At 68.2% G+C, this 17,754-nt stretch carries 18 protein-coding genes; 9 read left to right on the plus strand and 9 right to left on the minus strand.

The genetic code is table 11. The annotated features are described in order from the left end of the window. The first annotated feature begins 196 nt into the window (after window positions 1-196). Window positions 197-781: a HupE/UreJ family protein gene (locus ACFOES_RS17445; protein WP_377834647.1), complete on the plus strand. Its 585-nt coding sequence runs from the start codon at window positions 197-199 to the stop codon at window positions 779-781. Here the strand turns inward: ACFOES_RS17445 and trhO are convergent. From trhO to ACFOES_RS17460, 3 genes are read right to left on the minus strand one after another with little or no spacing between them, the layout of a single operon-like run. Next, window positions 774-1,685 carry an oxygen-dependent tRNA uridine(34) hydroxylase TrhO gene (gene trhO, locus ACFOES_RS17450; RefSeq protein WP_377834648.1) on the minus strand — a complete coding sequence of 304 codons (912 nt, stop codon included), beginning with the start codon at window positions 1,683-1,685 and terminating at the stop codon, window positions 774-776. The two genes, ACFOES_RS17445 and trhO, sit on opposite strands and share 8 nt — an antisense overlap. A 43-nt stretch (window positions 1,686-1,728) precedes the next feature. Beyond that, on the minus strand, window positions 1,729-2,106 hold the full coding sequence (locus ACFOES_RS17455; protein WP_377834649.1) for a hypothetical protein: 378 nt from the start codon (window positions 2,104-2,106) through the stop codon (window positions 1,729-1,731). Next, window positions 2,103-2,351, minus strand: coding sequence for a hypothetical protein (locus ACFOES_RS17460; protein ID WP_377834650.1), 249 nt, complete (start codon window positions 2,349-2,351; stop codon window positions 2,103-2,105). The genes ACFOES_RS17455 and ACFOES_RS17460 overlap by 4 nt, the downstream gene beginning before the upstream one ends. A 132-nt stretch (window positions 2,352-2,483) precedes the next feature. On the opposite strand from ACFOES_RS17460, the gene pncA reads away from it, so the two are divergent. Both pncA and pncB read left to right on the plus strand, forming a co-directional pair. Continuing rightward, complete coding sequence (gene pncA / locus ACFOES_RS17465; RefSeq protein ID WP_377834651.1) at window positions 2,484-3,089, plus strand: bifunctional nicotinamidase/pyrazinamidase; 606 nt, start codon at window positions 2,484-2,486, stop codon at window positions 3,087-3,089. Between the two features lie 14 nt (window positions 3,090-3,103). After that, the gene (pncB, locus tag ACFOES_RS17470) at window positions 3,104-4,396 is read left to right on the plus strand and encodes a nicotinate phosphoribosyltransferase (RefSeq protein ID WP_377834652.1); all 1,293 of its coding nucleotides are present in this window, start codon (window positions 3,104-3,106) and stop codon (window positions 4,394-4,396) included. A gap of 13 nt (window positions 4,397-4,409) precedes the next feature. Here the strand turns inward: pncB and ACFOES_RS17475 are convergent, their stop codons facing one another. The 3 genes from ACFOES_RS17475 to ACFOES_RS17485 form a co-directional block, all read right to left on the minus strand. Next, window positions 4,410-4,862, minus strand: coding sequence for a hypothetical protein (locus ACFOES_RS17475; RefSeq protein WP_377834653.1), 453 nt, complete (start codon window positions 4,860-4,862; stop codon window positions 4,410-4,412). A 226-nt stretch (window positions 4,863-5,088) separates the two neighbouring features. Beyond that, the gene (locus ACFOES_RS17480; RefSeq protein WP_377834654.1) at window positions 5,089-6,408 is read right to left on the minus strand and encodes an ammonium transporter; all 1,320 of its coding nucleotides are present in this window, start codon (window positions 6,406-6,408) and stop codon (window positions 5,089-5,091) included. 32 nt (window positions 6,409-6,440) lie between these two features. Then, the gene (locus ACFOES_RS17485; protein WP_377834655.1) at window positions 6,441-6,779 is read right to left on the minus strand and encodes a P-II family nitrogen regulator; all 339 of its coding nucleotides are present in this window, start codon (window positions 6,777-6,779) and stop codon (window positions 6,441-6,443) included. A 291-nt stretch (window positions 6,780-7,070) separates the two neighbouring features. On the opposite strand from ACFOES_RS17485, the gene ACFOES_RS17490 reads away from it, so the two are divergent. Further along, window positions 7,071-9,290 carry a transglycosylase domain-containing protein gene (locus ACFOES_RS17490; protein WP_377834656.1) on the plus strand — a complete coding sequence of 740 codons (2,220 nt, stop codon included), beginning with the start codon at window positions 7,071-7,073 and terminating at the stop codon, window positions 9,288-9,290. Window positions 9,291-9,357: 67 nt separating this feature from the next. On the opposite strand, the gene ACFOES_RS17495 is transcribed toward ACFOES_RS17490, so the two are convergent. Together ACFOES_RS17495 and ACFOES_RS17500 are read right to left on the minus strand one after the other, a co-directional pair. After that, on the minus strand, window positions 9,358-9,963 hold the full coding sequence (locus ACFOES_RS17495; protein WP_377834657.1) for an MlaC/ttg2D family ABC transporter substrate-binding protein: 606 nt from the start codon (window positions 9,961-9,963) through the stop codon (window positions 9,358-9,360). Beyond that, the gene (locus ACFOES_RS17500) at window positions 9,953-10,663 is read right to left on the minus strand and encodes an MlaA family lipoprotein (protein WP_377834658.1); all 711 of its coding nucleotides are present in this window, start codon (window positions 10,661-10,663) and stop codon (window positions 9,953-9,955) included. The genes ACFOES_RS17495 and ACFOES_RS17500 overlap by 11 nt, the downstream gene beginning before the upstream one ends. 224 nt (window positions 10,664-10,887) lie before the next feature. Here ACFOES_RS17500 and ACFOES_RS17505 point away from each other — a divergent pair, with 224 nt between their 5' ends. The 5 genes from ACFOES_RS17505 to ACFOES_RS17525 all read left to right on the plus strand — a co-directional run bounded on the left by ACFOES_RS17505 (window position 10,888) and on the right by ACFOES_RS17525 (window position 16,568). Continuing rightward, a complete protein-coding gene (locus tag ACFOES_RS17505; protein WP_377834659.1) occupies window positions 10,888-12,624 on the plus strand; it encodes a type I secretion system permease/ATPase in 1,737 nt (578 codons plus the stop codon). After that, complete coding sequence (locus ACFOES_RS17510; protein WP_377834660.1) at window positions 12,621-13,919, plus strand: HlyD family type I secretion periplasmic adaptor subunit; 1,299 nt, start codon at window positions 12,621-12,623, stop codon at window positions 13,917-13,919. Before ACFOES_RS17505 ends, ACFOES_RS17510 begins: the two co-directional genes overlap by 4 nt. 140 nt (window positions 13,920-14,059) lie before the next feature. Further along, window positions 14,060-14,524, plus strand: a complete 465-nt coding sequence (locus ACFOES_RS17515) for a RidA family protein (RefSeq protein WP_377834661.1) — start codon at window positions 14,060-14,062, stop codon at window positions 14,522-14,524. Then, window positions 14,525-15,316, plus strand: a complete 792-nt coding sequence (locus ACFOES_RS17520; RefSeq protein WP_377834662.1) for a glycerophosphodiester phosphodiesterase family protein — start codon at window positions 14,525-14,527, stop codon at window positions 15,314-15,316. 67 nt (window positions 15,317-15,383) lie between these two features. Continuing rightward, a complete protein-coding gene (locus ACFOES_RS17525) occupies window positions 15,384-16,568 on the plus strand; it encodes a GNAT family N-acetyltransferase (protein ID WP_377834784.1) in 1,185 nt (394 codons plus the stop codon). Between the two features lie 195 nt (window positions 16,569-16,763). Here ACFOES_RS17525 and pip read toward each other — a convergent pair whose 3' ends face one another. Continuing rightward, window positions 16,764-17,750, minus strand: coding sequence for a prolyl aminopeptidase (gene pip, locus ACFOES_RS17530; protein ID WP_377834663.1), 987 nt, complete (start codon window positions 17,748-17,750; stop codon window positions 16,764-16,766). Between the last annotated feature and the right edge of the window lie 4 nt (window positions 17,751-17,754).

Genomic DNA, 17,754 nt, shown 5'->3' on the forward strand with positions numbered 1-17,754 from the left:
TTTCACCCTTGCCGCGGAAAATCGCCCGAAATTCCGGCATGACGTGGCGGCAACGGCGTCCCTCGCCCGCTCGTCATCGTCGCGCCGGGGCGCCGCGCTTGCGATGTGGCAGACGGGGAGCTAGCCTTTCTACGGTAGTTCAACGAGTCCCCGGCGGTCGCGCCGATCACGAACCGGGGCTGTCTGGAGGTTCTCGATGAAGAAGATCCCGCTTCTCGCGCTCGCGCTGGCCGTCACGGCCTCGCCCGCGCTGGCCCATATCGCGCCGCTCGCCCATGGCTCGGTCGCCGCCGGGCTGGAACACCCGGTCACCGGGCCCGACCACGTGCTGGCGATGGTCGCCGTCGGCCTCTGGGCCGCGATGGCCGGGGGCCGGGCGCTCTGGGCGCTGCCGGCGACCTTCGTCGGCGCGATGGTCGCGGGCTACGGGCTGGCGCTGGCGGGGGTCGCCCTGCCGATGGTCGAGCCGATGATCCTGGCTTCGGTGATCCTGCTGGGCGGGATGCTGGCCTTCGCCGCGCGGCTGCCGCTGGGCGCCAGCGTGGCGATGATCGCCGCCTTCGGCCTGGCCCATGGCGCCGCCCATGGCGCGGAAGTCGGTGGCGCCGGTCAGGTTGCCTTCGGCCTTGGCTTCGCGCTGGCCACCGCGGCGCTGCACGGCATCGGCGTCGGCGTGGCGCAATCGCTGGTCAGGCTGACCTCGGCCGAGCGCCGGATGACCGTGCTGCGCGGCATGGGCGCGGCGACGGCCGCCGCCGGCCTTGTCCTGGCCTTTAGCTGATCTCCTGACCCAGATGCCGCGCGCCCCGGCGCGCGGCGATCTCCATCTGGCGCTGACGCTCGCGGAACCGCGCGCGGTCGGTCTCGGAATAGGCGCCCACGCAACGCGGGCACTGCACCCCCTCCTCGTAATCCGGATGGCGCTTGTCGGCTTCCGACACCGGTCGGCGGCAGGCGTGGCACAGATCGTACTGCCCCGGCTTCAGCCCGTGGCCGACGCTGACCCGCTGATCGAAGACGAAGCATTCGCCCTGCCACAGGCTGTCTTCCTCCGGCACCTCCTCGAGATATTTCAGGATCCCGCCCTTGAGGTGGTAGACCGCCTCGACCCCCTGCCCCAGCAGGTAGTTCGTCGACTTCTCGCAGCGGATGCCGCCGGTGCAGAACATCGCGATGCGCTTGTTGTGGAAGCGGTGGCGGTTGGCCTCCCACCAGGCCGGGAAATCGCGGAAGCTCTGGGTGCCGGGATCGACCGCCCCGTCGAAGGTGCCGATCGCGACCTCGTAATCGTTGCGGGTGTCGATGACGGCGACGTCCGGGGCCGAGATCAGGGCGTTCCACTCGGCCGGGGCGACGTAATGGCCGGTGCCCGCCAGCGGATCGACCTGCGGCTGGCCCATGGTGACGATCTCGCGCTTGAGCCGCACCTTCATCCGGCCGAAGGGCATCGTCTCGGCCGGGCTCTCCTTCCAGTCCAGCCCGGCGCAGCCCGGCAGGGCGCGGATATGGGCCAGAACCGCGTCGATCCCCGCGCGGCTGCCGGCGACGGTGCCGTTGATCCCCTCGCGCGCCAGCAACAGCGTGCCGCGGATGCCCGCCGCCTCGCAGGCGGCCAGCAGCGGGCCGCGCAGGGCGGCCGGGTCGTCGAAACGGGTGAAGTGGTAGAGGGCGGCAACGGTCAGCATCGGCGCTCCATAAGACGCGGAACGTCGTGCTGGCAAGGGCGCGCTACGCCGCCGCGGCCCCGAGATCGGGCAGCAACGCGACGCTCCGGCCGCGCGGATCGGCCAGTCTTTGGCTGGAATAGAGCCGTTTCAGCGCCCCGTTCAGCAGCTCGGGATTGGCGGCGAGGAAGGCGTCGAAGTCCTGCCCTTCCTGCATCCGCTCGGCAACGAGGCTGATGAAGGCGAGCGTGATCGTGGCGCTGTATTTCTCGGGCGCCCCGGCCTTGGCGGCCAGCCCGCGCAGCCCGCGCGCGATCCGGGCGCTGGCGGCGAAGAACTCGTCTTGCCGCAACGCCTCGAAGGCGACGGCGAGGTGGTCGCGATGGCTGAAGGCGGCCGGGTCGATCTCGGCCGCGTCGAAGGCTTCCAGGGTCACGGTCATTTCGGCTCCTCCGTCAGCCGGTGGCTGTCCTCCGCGGTCAGGTCGAGGTCGTAGACCTCCTTCAGCTGGGCGATCTTGCGCAGGGTCACCTCGCCGAACGGCGCCTTGCCCTCGAAGGCATGCAACGCCATGCCCTCGATCAGCTCCGACACCGGCATCTCGAGATGCTCGGCAAGGCCCTTGAGCACCTTCACCAGCCGTTTTTCCAGGCGCAGCCCGGTCTGGACTCGTTCGATCTGTTTCATGAGTCGCATTTAGATACCTTGGTAACATATTGTCAAGATACCAACCACCGCCCCCGCCAACCCCTTGCCATGCAGGCATTGACGGCAGGCGCGGGGCCACTTACCCGTGAAGAAACCTTGGAAGGACACGCCATGCGCCCCGCAACCGACGCCCTGATCGTGATCGACGTCCAGAACGACTTCTGCCCCGGCGGTGCGCTGGCGGTCGAAGGCGGCGACGAGATCGTGCCGCGCATCAACGACCTCTACGATCATTTCCGGGTCAAGGTGCTGACCCAGGACTGGCACCCGGCCAACCACGCCTCCTTCGCCTCGAACCACGGCGACGCGCCCTTCAGCATGGCCGAGATGCCCTATGGCCCGCAGATCCTGTGGCCCGACCATTGCGTCCAGGGCAGCAAGGGGGCGGAGTTCGTCCCCGGGCTGAACACCGACCCGGCCGACCTGATCATCCGCAAGGGCTTCCGCGCCGCGATCGACAGCTATTCCGCCTTCTTCGAGAACGATCAGGCCACGCCGACCGGCCTTGACGGCTACCTGCGCACGCGCGGGGTCGAGAACCTGACCCTGGTCGGCCTCGCCACCGATTTCTGCGTCCAGTATTCGGCGCTCGACGCCGCGCGGCTGGGCTACAAGGTCACCGTTCTGGAAGGCGCCTGCCGGGCGATCGACATGGACGGCAGCCTGGAGGACGCCCGCAACGCCATGCGCGCCGCCGGCGTCGTGCTGGAACAGTGAGCCGGGCAAGTCCCATGGTCGACATCGCCAGCCGCGTCTATAACCACAAATGGAAGATCGACCCGATCGTCCGTTCCCTGATCGACACCGATTTCTACAAGCTGTTGATGTGCCAGTCGGTGTTCCGCAACAAGCCCGACACCGACGTCACCTTCAGCCTGATCAACCGCACCACCTCGATCCGGCTCGCCGATCTGATCGACGAGGGCGAGCTGCGCGAACAGCTCGACCATATCCGGACCCTGCGGCTGGGCCGGGGCGAGAGCACCTGGCTGCGCGGCAACATGTTCTACGGCAAGCGCCAGATGTTCCGCCCCGATTTCATGGAGTGGTTCGAGAACCTGCAACTGCCGCCCTACCACCTGGAAAAGCGCGACGGGCAATACGAGCTGACCTTCGAGGGCAAGTGGCCCGAGGTCATGCTGTGGGAGATCCCGGCGCTGGCGGTGCTGATGGAGCTGCGCAGCCGCGCCGTGCTGAACCGGATGCGGCGCTTCGAGCTCAAGGTGCTCTACGCAAGGGCGATGACCAAGCTGTGGGAGAAGGTCGAGCGGCTGCAGAAGATCGACGGCCTCAAGGTCGCCGATTTCGGCACCCGGCGGCGGCATTCCTTCCTGTGGCAGGACTGGTGCGTGCAGGCGCTGCAGGAGGGGCTGGGCGAGGCTTTCGTCGGCACTTCCAACTGCCTGATCGCGATGAATCGCGACATGGAGGCGATCGGCACCAACGCCCACGAACTGCCGATGATCTATGCCGCGCTGGCCGACAGCGACGAGGAGCTGCGCCAGGCGCCCTACAAGGTATTGGCCGACTGGCACGAGGAGCATTCGGGCAACCTGCGCATCATCCTGCCCGACACCTATGGCACAGAGAATTTCCTCAAGCACGCGCCGGACTGGCTGACCACCTGGACCGGGATCCGGATCGATTCCGGCGATCCGGTGGAAGGCGCGGAGACGGCGATCCGCTGGTGGCAGGAACGCGGCGAGGACCCGACGCAGAAGCTGGTGATCTTCTCCGACGGGCTCGACGTCGCCAAGATCGAGGAACTGCACGCCCGCTTCGCCGGCCGGGTCAAGGTCAGCTTCGGCTGGGGCACGCTGTTGACCAACGATTTCCGCGGCTTGGTGCCGGACGACGCGCTGGCGCCGTTCAGCCTGGTCTGCAAGGCGGTCAGCGCCAATGGCCGGCCGACGGTCAAGCTGTCGGACAACCCCAACAAGGCGCTCGGCCCGGCTGACGAGGTGGCGCGCTACAAGCGGGTGTTCGAACTTGGCCCGCAGAAGGCGATGGACGTGATCGTCTGAGCCGCGAACGCGCTCATGACTGATCGCGCAGCGCCGCGCGGTCAGCCGACAGGCCGGGCATCTTCGCCAGTGCCTCAGAGACGGCGGCGCGGATCGTCGCATCCGGCGTTGCGAGACAGGCATACATGACCGCGGCGCCGGCCTTCTTCGGCGTCATGAAGGGCGGGTCTGCCCTCAGGGCCTGCGGGTTCGCCCCGTTCCAATAGCCCAGAACCCAGGAGGTCAGCACATCCTGAGGGATGGCGCCGATGTTGCGGCACGAAACCCTGGCGATCGCGCCCCCGGCCGCGCCCTTGCCGACGGCAAGTCCCGGCGGGGGTTCGACGCGATAGGTCCCCGTCCAGATCAGCATGTGGTAGGTGGTCACGACCATCATGGCGACGGCAAATCCCCCGAGCAGCCAGAGCGTGCTGGCCGTGGACAGGAAAGACTGCCGAGATTTCCATGGTTTGAAAGCTGTGGCCATCGTCGAACACTCCAACACTCAGCCCCCGCCCACACATAGCACTAAGTGAATGTTTTTCCTGCGGAACAGTCAACCGCGCGGACAGTGCGCGCGCGCACGAGTGACGTGGCGTTACCGCAAACAATGCGCCGCTGCCGCGGCCCGGCGTCCTGGCGTCCCGGCCCCGGCGCAAAGCAAAACCGGCGGGGCTTGCACCCCGCCGGCTTCGATTTCGCTGTTGCTGCGTTCAGCTGTGGTAGGCCGCTTCGCCATGCGAGCTGAGGTCGAGACCTTCGCGCTCGGCATCGCTGTCGACCCGCAGGCCGGTGATCGCCTTGGTGATGTAGATCAGGATCAGCGAGCCGACGCCCGACCACACCAGGGTGACCAGGACCGCCTTGATCTGGACCATGACCTGGGCCGCCATGCCGCCGTTCTCGACGACGAAGCCGGTGCCGCCCAGCGACGGGGCGCAGAGGATGCCGGTCATGACAGCGCCGACGATGCCGCCGATGCCGTGGACGCCGAAGACGTCGAGGCTGTCGTCATAGCCGAACTTCGACTTCACGGTGGTGACGAAGAAGTAGCAGACCGGCGAGACGATCAGGCCGAGGACGACCGCGCCGACCGGGCCGGTGGTGCCGCAGGCCGGGGTGATGGCGACCAGGCCGGCAACGATGCCCGAGGCCGCGCCCAGACCCGACGCCTTGCCGCGGGTGACCGCTTCCACGATCGACCAGCTCAGCGCCGCGGCGGCGGTGGCGACGAAGGTGTTCAGCAGCGGCAGGGCGGCGCCGGCGGTCGCTTCGAGGTTCGAACCGGCGTTGAAGCCGAACCAGCCGACCCACAGCATCGCGGCGCCGACCATGGTCAGGGTCATCGAGTGCGGGGCCATGTTGTCCTTGCCGAAGCCGATCCGCGGGCCGATCACGATGGCGACCACCAGCGCGGCGATACCGGCGTTGATGTGCACCACGGTGCCGCCGGCGAAGTCGATCGCGCCCCAGTCGAGGACCAGACCGCCCGTGCCCCAGACCATGTGGGCGATCGGGAAGTAGACGAAGGTCACCCAGAGCGCGCTGAACAGCAGCACGGCCGAGAGCTTGATGCGCTCGACGAAGGCGCCGACGATCAGCGCCGGGGTGATGGCCGCGAAGGTCATCTGGAAGGCGATGAACACGTATTCGGGCAGCTTGTAGCCGTCCGAGAAGGTATCGGCGAGCGAGTCCGGCGTCACCCCGGCCAGGAAGACCTTGCTCAGGCCGCCCCAGAGCAGGCCTTCACCGCCGAAGGCCATCGAGTAGCCGTAGATCACCCAGATCACCATCACCATCGAGGCGATCAGGGTACATTGCATCAGCACCGACAGCATGTTCTTGGCGCGCACGAGGCCGCCGTAGAACAGCGCCAGGCCGGGCACGATCATGAACAGGACCAGCAGGCTGGCCGTCATCATCCACGCGACGTCGCCCTTGTCGACGACCGGGGCCGCGTCCTCGGCGAGCGCCGGAAGGGCCACCATCGCGGCGGTCGCCGCAAGGCCCAGGGTTTTCTTGATATTCGCCATTGTCGTTTTCTCTCTTCCCTAGAGCTTCCGCGTCAGAGCGCGTCGTCGTTGGTTTCGCCGGTCCGCACGCGGACCGCCTGGGCCACGTCGAGCACGAAGATCTTGCCGTCGCCGATCTTGTCGGTCTTGGCCGCCTTCTGGATCGTGTCGACCACCTGGTCGGCCAGGCCGTCGCTGACCACGATCTCGAGCTTGACTTTGGGGACGAAATTCACGGCGTATTCGGCGCCGCGATAGATTTCGGTGTGACCGGATTGCGAGCCGAAGCCCTTGATTTCAGTCACCATCATGCCGCGCACGCCGATGGAGGTGAGTGCTTCGCGCACCTCCTCGAGCTTGAACGGCTTGATTGCTGCAATGATGAGTTTCACTGTGCGTTACCTTTCCGGTTGGCAATTCATCGGACGGTTCTGAGGGTGCCCACGCCAAGAAGAAGGGCGGGTTCGAAGGCACAGAACAAGCTGTTGAAGGCGAATCCGTCAGGCAGGATCGGTCATATTTGCACAATTTTTGCACAACTGATCTCTGATGGTGAAAAAATGGGCAAGAACAAAACCGAATCGTGACGGCTTCGCGCTCCACATTTCCGTGCAGGCAAGGTAGTCTGCGCCCAAAGGGGGCAAGAACTCCCGGCGAGCGGCACGGAACAGGCGCGTCAGGACATGAGCGGAAACTCAGGCAAACGGCCGCCTCTGGTGGCAGACCGGCGCTATGCCGCGCCCGCGGATCGCGGCAGCGGCAAAGGCGGCAACGGCGGCAAGCGCAACAGCAAGGCCCGCAGCGGCGGTGGCAAGGGCGGCAACGGCGGCCGCAAGACCCGGCGCAGCCCGCGCCGGCAGCCGGCGCGGCGCGGCAACGTGCTGACCCGCGCCATCGGCTGGCTGCTGCGCCTGATCTGGCGGCTGACCTGGCGGCTGACCGCGGTGGTGGCGCTGATCCTGGCGATGGCCACCTTCTACTACGAGGTCCAGCTGCCGCCGGCGAAGACCCTGCTCGACGGCCGCTCGCGCGGCTCGGTGACGCTGCTCGACGACCAGGGCGAGAAATTCGCCTGGCGCGGCCAGACCTTCGACTCGATCTCGGCCGACAATGTCTCGCCCTACCTGCGCGACGCCGTGATCGCGACCGAGGACCGCCGCTTCTACCACCATTTCGGCGTCAGCCCGCGCGGCATCATCGGCGCCATGATCATCAACATCCGCGCCGGCCGCGGCCCGTTCGAGGGCCACGGCGGCTCGACCATCACCCAGCAGGTGGCCAAGCTGCTCTGCCTCGGCAAGCCCTACGATCCCAAGGCGTGGAAGAACGAGTCCGCCTATGTCGCCGACTGCCGCCGCTCGACGCTCTGGCGCAAGATCCAGGAAGTGCCCTACGCGCTGGCGATGGAGTGGAAATACACCAAGGACCAGATTCTGACGATCTACCTCAACCGCGCCTATCTCGGCGCCGGCGCGCGTGGCTTCGAAGCCGCCTCCGAACGCTATTTCGGCAAGTCGGCGCGCAACGTCACCCCGGCCGAGGCGGCGATGCTGGCCGGACTGCTGAAGGCGCCGTCCTACTACGCGCCGACCAACAACCTCGCCCGGGCGCGCGAACGGGCGAACGTGATCATCGGGCTGATGCAGGAACAGGGCTACCTGACGCTGGCCCAGGCGGAAAAGGCGCGCCAGAACCCGGCCAAGCTGTCCCAGGCCGCCGCCTCGCGCGCCGGCGGCTATTTCGCCGACTGGGTGATGGAGAGCGGCCCGGACTTCCTGACCACCCAGACCACCGAGGACGTGATCATCAAGACCACGCTCGACCAGCGCATCCAGAAAGCGGCCGAGCAGGCGCTGCAGGACGTCTTCAGCAAGAAGCTCAAGGACGGCTCGAAGGCGCAGGCGGCGATCGTGGTGATGTCGGCCGACGGCGCGGTGCGGGCGATGGTCGGCGGCCGCAAGACCGATGTCGCCGGCGCCTTTAACCGCGCCACCCAGGCGCTGCGCCAGACCGGCTCGGCCTTCAAGCCCTTCGTCTACGCCGCCGCGCTCGACCTCGGCTACAGCCCGTCGGACTTCGTCAAGGACACGCCGCTGACGATCGACATCCCGGGCTCGGGCCCGTGGAGCCCGCAGAACTACGAACGCACCTTCAGCGGGCTGGTGACGCTGACCACCGCGCTGAAGGAATCGCTCAACGTGCCGGCGGTGCGGGTGGCGATGGCGGTCGGGCTGGACAAGGTGCGCAAGGTGGCCTCGGATTTCGGCATCCAGAGCGATCTGGCCAAGGGCCCGGCGCTGGCGCTGGGGGTGTCCGAGACGACGCTGCTGGACATGACCGGCGCCTATGCCGGCATTCTCAACGGCGGCTCCTCGGTCAAGCCCTACGGCATGGTCTCGCTGCGGCTGAAGGGCGACGACAAGCCGCTGATCGGCCAGTCCGGCGGCATCGGCGAACGCGTGATCTCGACCAAGTCGGCCAAGCTGCTGACCTACATGATGACCCAGGTGGTGGAATCGGGCACCGGCCGCCATGCCAAGCTCAAGGACCACCAGGCGGCGGGCAAGACCGGCACCAGCCAGAACTCGCGCGATGCCTGGTTCATCGGCTTCACCGCCGATTACGTCGCCGGGGTCTGGATGGGCAATGACGACAACTCGCCGATGAGCCACGTCACCGGCGGCAGCATTCCGGCCGAGATCTGGCATGAGCTGATGAGCAAGATCGAGGAGGGCCAGCCCTCCAAGCCGCTGCCGATCATCGTGCCCGAGCCGCGGGTGCCGCCCAAGGGCGCCGAGACCGAGGCCGCGCTGGCCGCGGGCAAGGAGCCGCCGAAGCAGCAGGGCGTGGCCGAGAAGATCCTGTCGGACGTGCTCCACAGGCTCGGCGGCGGGCGCAACTAGAACTTGCCTTGCCCCTTCTCGGGCCTCGTCGCGTCAGCGCGGCAAGGCCCGGAGATTCGGCGCGCCGTCAGCCCGCCGTTTTCAGATCGGAAATCAGCGCGTCGAGATTGCCGCGCCGCTTGTCGAGCATCGCGCCGATCTCGGTGCGCTCGGTCGCCAGCATGTTCACGCCGTCGATGATGATGTTGAAGAACAGGTCGCGGCCGCTCTTGTCCGAGACATGCCAGCGCAGGTCGAACGGCGCCTCGCCGCGCAGCTTGGCGATCGAGGTCACTTCGTAGAAGCTCTTGACCGGGCGGGCGCCCGTCACCTCGATCTCGCCGCCGATGAATTCGCGGAACCGCTTGCCGTACTTGCGCGAGATATAGCCGCGGAACGCGGTGGTGAAGGCGTTCATCTGGGCCCGGTTGGCCCGGCGCGCGGCCACGCCCAGCGCCGAGCGGGCGATCACCGGCACATCGGCGTATTTGGCGAAGATCCTCTCGAAATCGCCGAACATGCGGTTCTCGGATTCGCCCGAGTTGATGACGCGGTTGATCTCGTTGACCAGGCGGCCGATCAGGTCGCGCGCCTGGGCGGTGTTCAGCGCGCTGGCCGGGCCGGCCAGCGCCATAACCGCCGTGCCGGACAGCAGGCCGGCCACAACCGAGCGGCGGGAAATGTCATTGCGCATAGGGGTCCTCATAGGGATCGAAATAGGTGTCGGGGGCCGCTATGCCAAGCTCGTAATGCCGGTTCTGCAGATACAGAAGCCGCGCCTGCGCATAACCGTCCGCACTGTCGTACAATATGGAATCGACCGTATCAGAAAACCGGTAGCGATCACCGACTTTTGAGGCGACCTTGGCGCCCAGCGCCACGTCCTGCTCGGTGCCGTTCAGCGCGAAATTGAGCGGGTTCATCGCCATGTCGACGATGGTGCCGGCGAAGTCGCGCTCGGTCGATGGCCCCAGCAGCGGCAATTCGAGATAGGCGCCCTCGGGCGCGCCCCAGGCATGCAGCGTCGCGCCGAAATCGGTCTTGGCCGCCGGCAGGCCCAGCGCCGTGGCCGGATCGAACAGCCCGCCGACGCCGACCGTGCTGTTGATCGCGAAGCGGAAGAGGCTGGCCACGCTCTTGTCGAGCTTGGCCTGCAGCAGGTTGTTGACCACGTTGCTGGGCTCGTTGAGGTTGGCGGCGAAATGCCCCACCCCCGCGCGCACCGGCTCGGGCAGCACGCCGCCATAGGCCGAGGAGAGCGGCTTGAGCACCGTCTTGTCGAGGCCGACATTGAAGCGGTGCGCGACCCGGTTGTTGCTCTCGAACGGGTCGTTGATCTTGCCCTTCTCGACGGCCGGCGAACAGGCCGACAGCGCCGTAGCCAAAACCAGCACCGCCAGGCCGGCAAGCCGCGGCGACAGGCGGCGGAAGACAGGGTGTCCCGAGGGGCGCGCGATCCGCATAGCTAGTTCTTCCCGCAGTTGTTGCGACCGAATTTTGCCCTTGAGGCGCTGGTGGCCATGGTTACGATGCTAGGAAGGTGATATCAACCGGCTGCGCGGCGCCAGCGCGTCGCACGGATCATTTGAACGAGAATACATAGGTTGGATTCTCCGGCATGAGCAGAAGTGAGACTGCGAAAGGGCGGGCCGAGCTGAGCGCCGCCCGGAACGAAAGCCGCATGCTGTTCGCGGCCGTTTTTATTTTCAGCATATTCGTCAACATCCTCATGCTGACTGGCCCGCTCTACATGTTGCAGGTCTACGACCGGGTGATCGGCAGCCGCTCGCAGGAAACGCTGGTGGCGCTGACGGTGCTGATCGCCTTCCTGTTCGCGATGATGGGCCTGCTCGACTATGCCCGCGGCCGGGTCATGGCCCGGGCCGGGGCGCGGTTCCAGGACCGGCTCGACCGGCGGGTCTTCGCCGCGGCAATCCAACGCACCACCACCCGGCCCAACGACCCGGTGGCGATGGCGGCGCAGCGCGATCTCGAATCGATCCAGCGCCTGATCACCTCTCCGGTGCTGCTGGCGGTCTGCGACATTCCCTGGACCCCGTTCTTCATCGCCGCGATCTTCATGTTCCACACCTATCTCGGCGTGCTGGCGATCCTTGGCGGGGTGCTGCTGGTCCTGATCACCCTGCTCAACCAGTCGACCACCCGGCGGGCGATGGCCGACGCCAATACCGCCTCGCTCAAGGCCGACCAGTTCGCCGAGCAGATCAAGGCGGAATCCGAGGCGGTGCAGAGCCTGGGCATGCGCGGGTCGAGCTTCGACCGCTGGCAGCTGGCGCGGGGCAAGGCGCTGGCCGAGACGATCCGGGTCGCCGATCGCGGCGGCGCCTATACCACGCTGACCAAGACCTTCCGGCTGTTCCTGCAATCGGGCATGCTGGGCATGGGCGCCTACCTGGTGCTGCAGGGCCAGCTCTCGCCCGGGGCGATGATCGCCGGCTCGATCCTGCTCGGCCGGGCGCTGGCGCCGATCGAGATGGCGATCGGGCAATGGAGCCTGGTGCAGCGCGCCCAGGAAGGCTGGGGCCGGCTGTCCGAGCTGCTCAGCCGGGTGCCCGACGAACCGGCGCGGACGCCGCTGCCGCGGCCCAAGGCGGCGCTCGACGTCCAGCAGGTGACCGTGATCCCGCCGGGCGAGCAGCAGGCGGCGCTGCGCATGGTCAGTTTCCGGCTCGACCCCGGCCAGGCGCTGGGCGTCATCGGCCCGTCCGGCGCCGGCAAGTCGACCCTTGCCCGGGCGCTGACCGGCGTCTGGCGCCCGGCCGGCGGCAAGGTCCGGCTCGACGGCGCCTCGCTCGACCAGTACGACCCGGATGTGCTGGGCAGCTATATCGGCTACCTGCCCCAGCGGGTGACGCTGTTCGAGGGCACCATCGCCGAGAACATCGCCCGGCTGAATACCGCGCCCGATCACGCCAAGGTCGTCGAGGCCGCCAAGAAATCGGCCGCCCATGACATGATCGTGCGCCTGCCCCAGGGCTACGACACCAAGGTCTCGGCCCTGGGCGGCCGGCTGTCGGGCGGCCAGATCCAGCGCGTCGGCCTGGCCCGGGCGATGTATGGCGACCCGGTGATCCTGGTGCTGGACGAACCCAACTCGAACCTCGACAACGAGGGCTCGATGGCGCTCAACTCCGCGATCCGGCAGATGAAGGCCGAGGGCAAGTCGGTGCTGATCATGGCCCACCGCCCCGCCGCGATCCAGGAATGCGACCTGCTGCTGGTGCTCGAGGACGGCGCCCGCCGCGCCTTCGGCCCGCGCGACCAGGTCCTGCGCGAGATGGTCCAGAACCATGCCGAGATCGTCAAGAGCAGCGGCCCCGGAGGCGTTTCATGAGTAAGAGTAACTGGTCGGCGCGCCTGCCCCTTCTGGTCGGCTTTTTCGCGCTTGTCCTGCTGCTGGGCGGCTTCGGCAGCTGGGCGGTGATGAGCCGCCTGTCCGGCGCCGTCGTCGCCCCCGGCCTGATCGAGGTCTCCGAGAACCGCCAGGTGGTGCAGCATCCCGATGGCGGGGTGGTCGATAAGGTTCTGGTCAAGGAAGGCGACCGCGTCGAGGCCGGGCAGCGGCTGATCGTCCTCGACGGCTCGCTGCTGCGCTCGGAACTGACCATCGTCGAAAACCAGTTCTACGAGATCCTCGCCCGCCGCGGCCGGCTCGAGGCCGAGCGCGACGGCGCCACCAAGATCGCCTTCCCCGAAGAACTCGGGGAGGCGGCCCGGGTGCATCCCGCCGTCTCGACGATGATGGACGGCCAGGTCCGGCTGTTCGAGGCCCGCAACCAGTCGCAGCAGCGCCAGACCGACCAGCTGCACAAGCGGCGCGAGCAGATCAAGAGCCAGGTGGCCGGCATCGACGCCCAGCGCGACGCGCTCAAGACCCAGCTCGACCTGATCCGCGAGGAACTGAAGACCCAGCAGGACCTGCTGTCCAAGGGCCTGGCCCAGGCGACGCGGGTGCTGGCCCTGGAACGCGAGGAGGCGCGGCTGCGCGGCCTGGTGGGCGAGCTGACCGCCAACCGGGCCGAGGCCGACGGCAAGATCACCGAGATCGACATCGAGATCCTCAAGCTCGGCACCAGCCGGCGCGAGGAGGCGATCACCCAGCTGCGCGACCTCGGCTATCGCGAGCTGGAACTGGCCGAGCGCCGCCGCTCGCTGGGCGAAAAGCTCGACCGGCTCGACATCCGCGCGCCGGTCTCGGGCATCGTCTACGGCCTGACGGTGACGACGCCGCGCTCGGTGATCCGGGCCGCCGAGCCGATCATGTATATCGTGCCCCAGGACCGGCCGCTGGTGATCTCGGCCCAGGTTTCGCCGATCCACATCGACGAGGTCCATGTCGGGCAGGAGGTGCGGATTCATTTCTCGGCCTTCAGCAGCCGCTCGACGCCCGAGTTGATGGGCCATATCCAGGTGATCTCGGCCGATGCCTTCCAGGACCAGCGCACCCACCGCTCCTATTACCGCGCCCAGATCGTGATCGACAAAGGCCAGCTGGCCCGGCTGGGCGACAAGAAGCTGCTGCCGGGCATGCCGGTCGAGGCCTTCATCCGCACCGGCGACCGGACGCCGCTGGCCTATCTGCTCAAGCCCTTCACCGACTACCTCAACCGCGCCTTCCGCGAGAATTGAGCGGGCGCGGGCGCCGCCGTCATCGCGGTGTCACGTCGCTGCCGGATATCCGATCGGGCCTTTCCGACGCCGCGCGCATTGGGTAGCGTCGGCGGCGAAGCGGCGTCCGCCATATCGGAGCCCGCAAATCGGAGGATGAGATGAGCAACGCGATCGAGGACCGGCTGGCCGAACTGGGCGTCACCCTGCCGGATGCACCGGCGCCGGCGGCGAATTACGTGCCCTTCGTCAAGATCGGCGACCTGGTCCATGTCTCGGGCCAGATCAGCCAGGGCCCGGACGGGCTGATTACCGGCAAGCTGGGCGCCGATCTGGATCTCGCCGCCGGGGCCGAGGCCGCGAAACGTTGCGCCATCAGCCTGCTGGCGCAGGTCCGCGCCGCCTGCGACGGCGACCTGTCGCGGCTGGTCCGCGTCGTCAAGCTGACCGGCTTCGTCAACTCGACCGCCGATTTCACCGATCAGCCCAAGGTCATCAACGGCGCCTCCGACTTCCTGGTCGAGGCGCTGGGCGAAGCCGGGCGCCACGCCCGCTCGGCCGTCAGCGCCGCGGCCCTGCCGCTGGGCGTCGCGGTCGAGATCGAAGGCATTTTCGAGGTCCGCTGAATGTCGCTCGAAACCCCTGTCCAGGCCCCGGCCCTGCCCGGCGCCTTCCTCACCCGGCCGATCGCCCATCGCGCCTATCACGACCGCAGCGCCGGCCGGCCCGAGAACTCGCGCGCCGCGATCCGCGCCGCCGTCGAGGCCGGCTATGGCATCGAGATCGACATCCAGCCCTCGCGCGATGGCATCCCGATGGTGTTCCACGACTATTCGCTGGAACGCCTGACCGCCGAGACCGGCCCGGTCTGCCAACGCAGTGCGGCCGAGCTGGCGGCCATCCCGCTGATCGGCGCCGAGGACGGCATCCCGACGCTGGCCGAGGTGCTGGAGCTGGTCGGCGGCAAGGTGCCGCTGCTGGTCGAGATCAAGGACCAGGACGGCGCCAACGGTCCCGATGTCGGGCCGCTGGAACAGGCCGTCGCCGGGGTGCTGGCGGGCTATGACGGGCCGCTTGCCGTGATGTCCTTCAACCCGCATGCCATCGCCGCGATGGCCCGGCACGCGCCGCATGTCCCGCGCGGCCTGACCACCAGCGCCTACCGGATGGAGCACTGGCTGCTGCTGCCCAAGTCGCGCGCCGACGAGCTGCGGCTGATCCCGGATTACGACCGGGTCGGCGCCAGCTTCATCAGCCACGAGGCGGCCGATCTCGACAATCCGCGGGTGGCCGAGCTGGCGGCGAAGGGCGCCCATATCCTGTGCTGGACCATCCGCAGTGCCGAAGCCGAGGCCAAGGCGCGCGAGGTGGCGCAGAACATCACCTTCGAGGATTACCCCGCCGCCTTCCCCGCCTGACCGGGCCGGCTTGACCTGACCGGGGCGCGACACAGATCCGTCGGGGTTGCGCGAAACCGGAGCCGAGATGCGCGAGACGATCGAAATCAATCTGCTGGGCGGGGTTTCCGAGATCCCGGCCGGCGACTGGGACGCCTGCGCCTGTCCCGAGGCGGCCGAGGGCGGCCGCCCCGACGATCCCTTCACCACCCACCGTTTCCTGTCGGCGCTGGAACGCTCGGGCTCGGTCGGGCCCGGCACCGGTTGGGACGCGCGGCCGCTGGTGGCGCGGGCGGGCGAGCAGGTGATCGCCGTCGCCCCGCTCTATGTCAAGAGCCACAGCCAGGGCGAATACATCTTCGATTTCAACTGGGCCCATGCCTACGAGCGCGCCGGCGGCCGCTACTATCCCAAGCTGCAGATCGCGGTGCCCTTCACCCCCGCCACCGGCCGCCGTCTGCTGGCCCTGCCGGGGCTGGAGGAGACCGGCCGCGCCGCGCTGGTCCAGGGCGCGGTCCAGATCGCGGCCGAGAACCAGCTGTCCTCGCTCCATGTCACCTTCTGCACCGCGGAAGAGGCCGAGGCCGGCGCGGCGATGGGGCTGATGCACCGTGTCACCCAGCAGTTCCACTGGGAGAACCGCGGTTACGACAGCTTCGACGCCTTCCTCGCCGGCCTGTCCTCGCGCAAGCGCAAGACCCTGCGCAAGGAGCGCCGGGTGGCGCAGGCGTTCGGCGGCACCATCCACGCCCTGACCGGCGACGATCTGCGGCCCGAGCACTGGGATGCCTTCTGGCACTTCTACCAGGACACCGGATCGCGCAAATGGGGCACGCCCTACCTGACCCGCGCCTTCTTCGACGAGCTGCACCGGACCATGCGCGACGACGTGCTGCTGGTGCTGGCCGAGCGCGACGGGGCCTACGTCGCCGGGGCGCTGAACTTCATCGGCCGCGACACGCTCTACGGCCGCTACTGGGGCTGCGTCGAGGATCACCCCTGCCTGCATTTCGAGCTCTGCTATTACCAGGCCATCGACTATGCGATCGAACACGGCCTCGCCCGGGTCGAGGCCGGGGCGCAGGGCGAGCACAAGCTGGCCCGCGGCTACCTGCCGGTCGAGACCCATTCGCTGCACTGGATCGGCGATCCCGGCTTCCGCGACGCCATCGCGCGTTTCGTCGAGGCCGAGGCCCGCGCGGTGGGCGAGGAGATCGAGGTGCTGACCGCCTACGGCCCGTTCCGCCGCGACGACAGGCAGGAGCAGGAATAGGGGCGCGTCACCGGCCCGGCCGCGATTTCAAAGGACTGGCCCCCTGGCAAAGACGCGCGCTCACACATTGCTCAGAGGGCGCGCGGCCGCCCGGAGTGGGGGGCGGGCGGACGCGTGCCCCGCGCAAGCGCCGGGCGGGACATTTGGCAGATGACGCGGCCTCGATACCGCGCGTTGAGCCACGCGCCAGCCCCCTCAGATCCCCAGCGCCTTGCAGGTCCTAAAGGCGTCCGTCGCCCGCACCAGCTCGGCGCTGATCCCGGGTTCCGACAGGGCGTGGCCTGCCGCCGGCACCATCTTGAGGTCGGCGCGCGGCCAGCCGTCGGCCAGGTTCCAGGCCGAGACCGGCGGGCAGATCATGTCGTAGCGGCCCTGCACGATCACCGCCGGCAGATGCTCGATCCGGTGCTTCTGGGCCAGGATCCAGCCGTCATGCTCGAGGAACCCGGCATTGGTGAAATAGTGGTTCTCGAGCCGGGCGAAGGCGCGGCAATATTCCGCCGGACCGTCGCCGCGCGGCAGGTCGCTGTCGATCGAGGCCAGCGCGTTCTCCCAGCCGGCCCAGAGCCGGGCATAGCGCAGCTCCTCGCGCATGTCGCCGCTGAACAGCCGCCGGTGATAGGCGGCGATCAGGTCGCCGCGCTCGCCCTCCGGCACCGCGGCGCTGAAGCGGGCCCAGAGTTCGGGGAAGAACCGGCCGGCGCCGCCGCCGTAGAACCAGTCCAGCTCGGCCCGGGTCATCAGGAAGACGCCGCGCAGCACCAGCGCCGCGGCGCGCTCGGGATGGGTGATGGCGTAGATCAGCGACAGCGTCGCGCCCCAGCTGCCGCCGAACAGCATCCAGCGCCCGATCCCCAGCGCCTCGCGGATCCGCTCCATGTCGGCGACGAGGTCCCAGGTGGTGTTGCCCGTCACGCTGGCATGTGGCCGCGACCGGCCGCAGCCGCGCTGGTCGAACAGGATGATGCGATAGACCGACGGGTCGAAATAGCGCCGCATCGCCGGGCTGCAGCCGCCGCCGGGCCCGCCATGGACGACGATCACCGGGATGCCGTCGCGGGCCCCGGACTGTTCGACATAGACATGGTGGCCGTCGCCCGTATCGAGGAATCGCTGGTCGAAGGGGTCGACCGGCGGGTAGAGAAAGGCGGCTGCGCGTTTTTGGCCTGCGGTTCTGTCCATGACT

Source organism: Acidimangrovimonas pyrenivorans, assembly GCF_042643245.1.
Taxonomy (GTDB): Bacteria; Pseudomonadota; Alphaproteobacteria; order Rhodobacterales; family Rhodobacteraceae; genus Acidimangrovimonas; species Acidimangrovimonas pyrenivorans.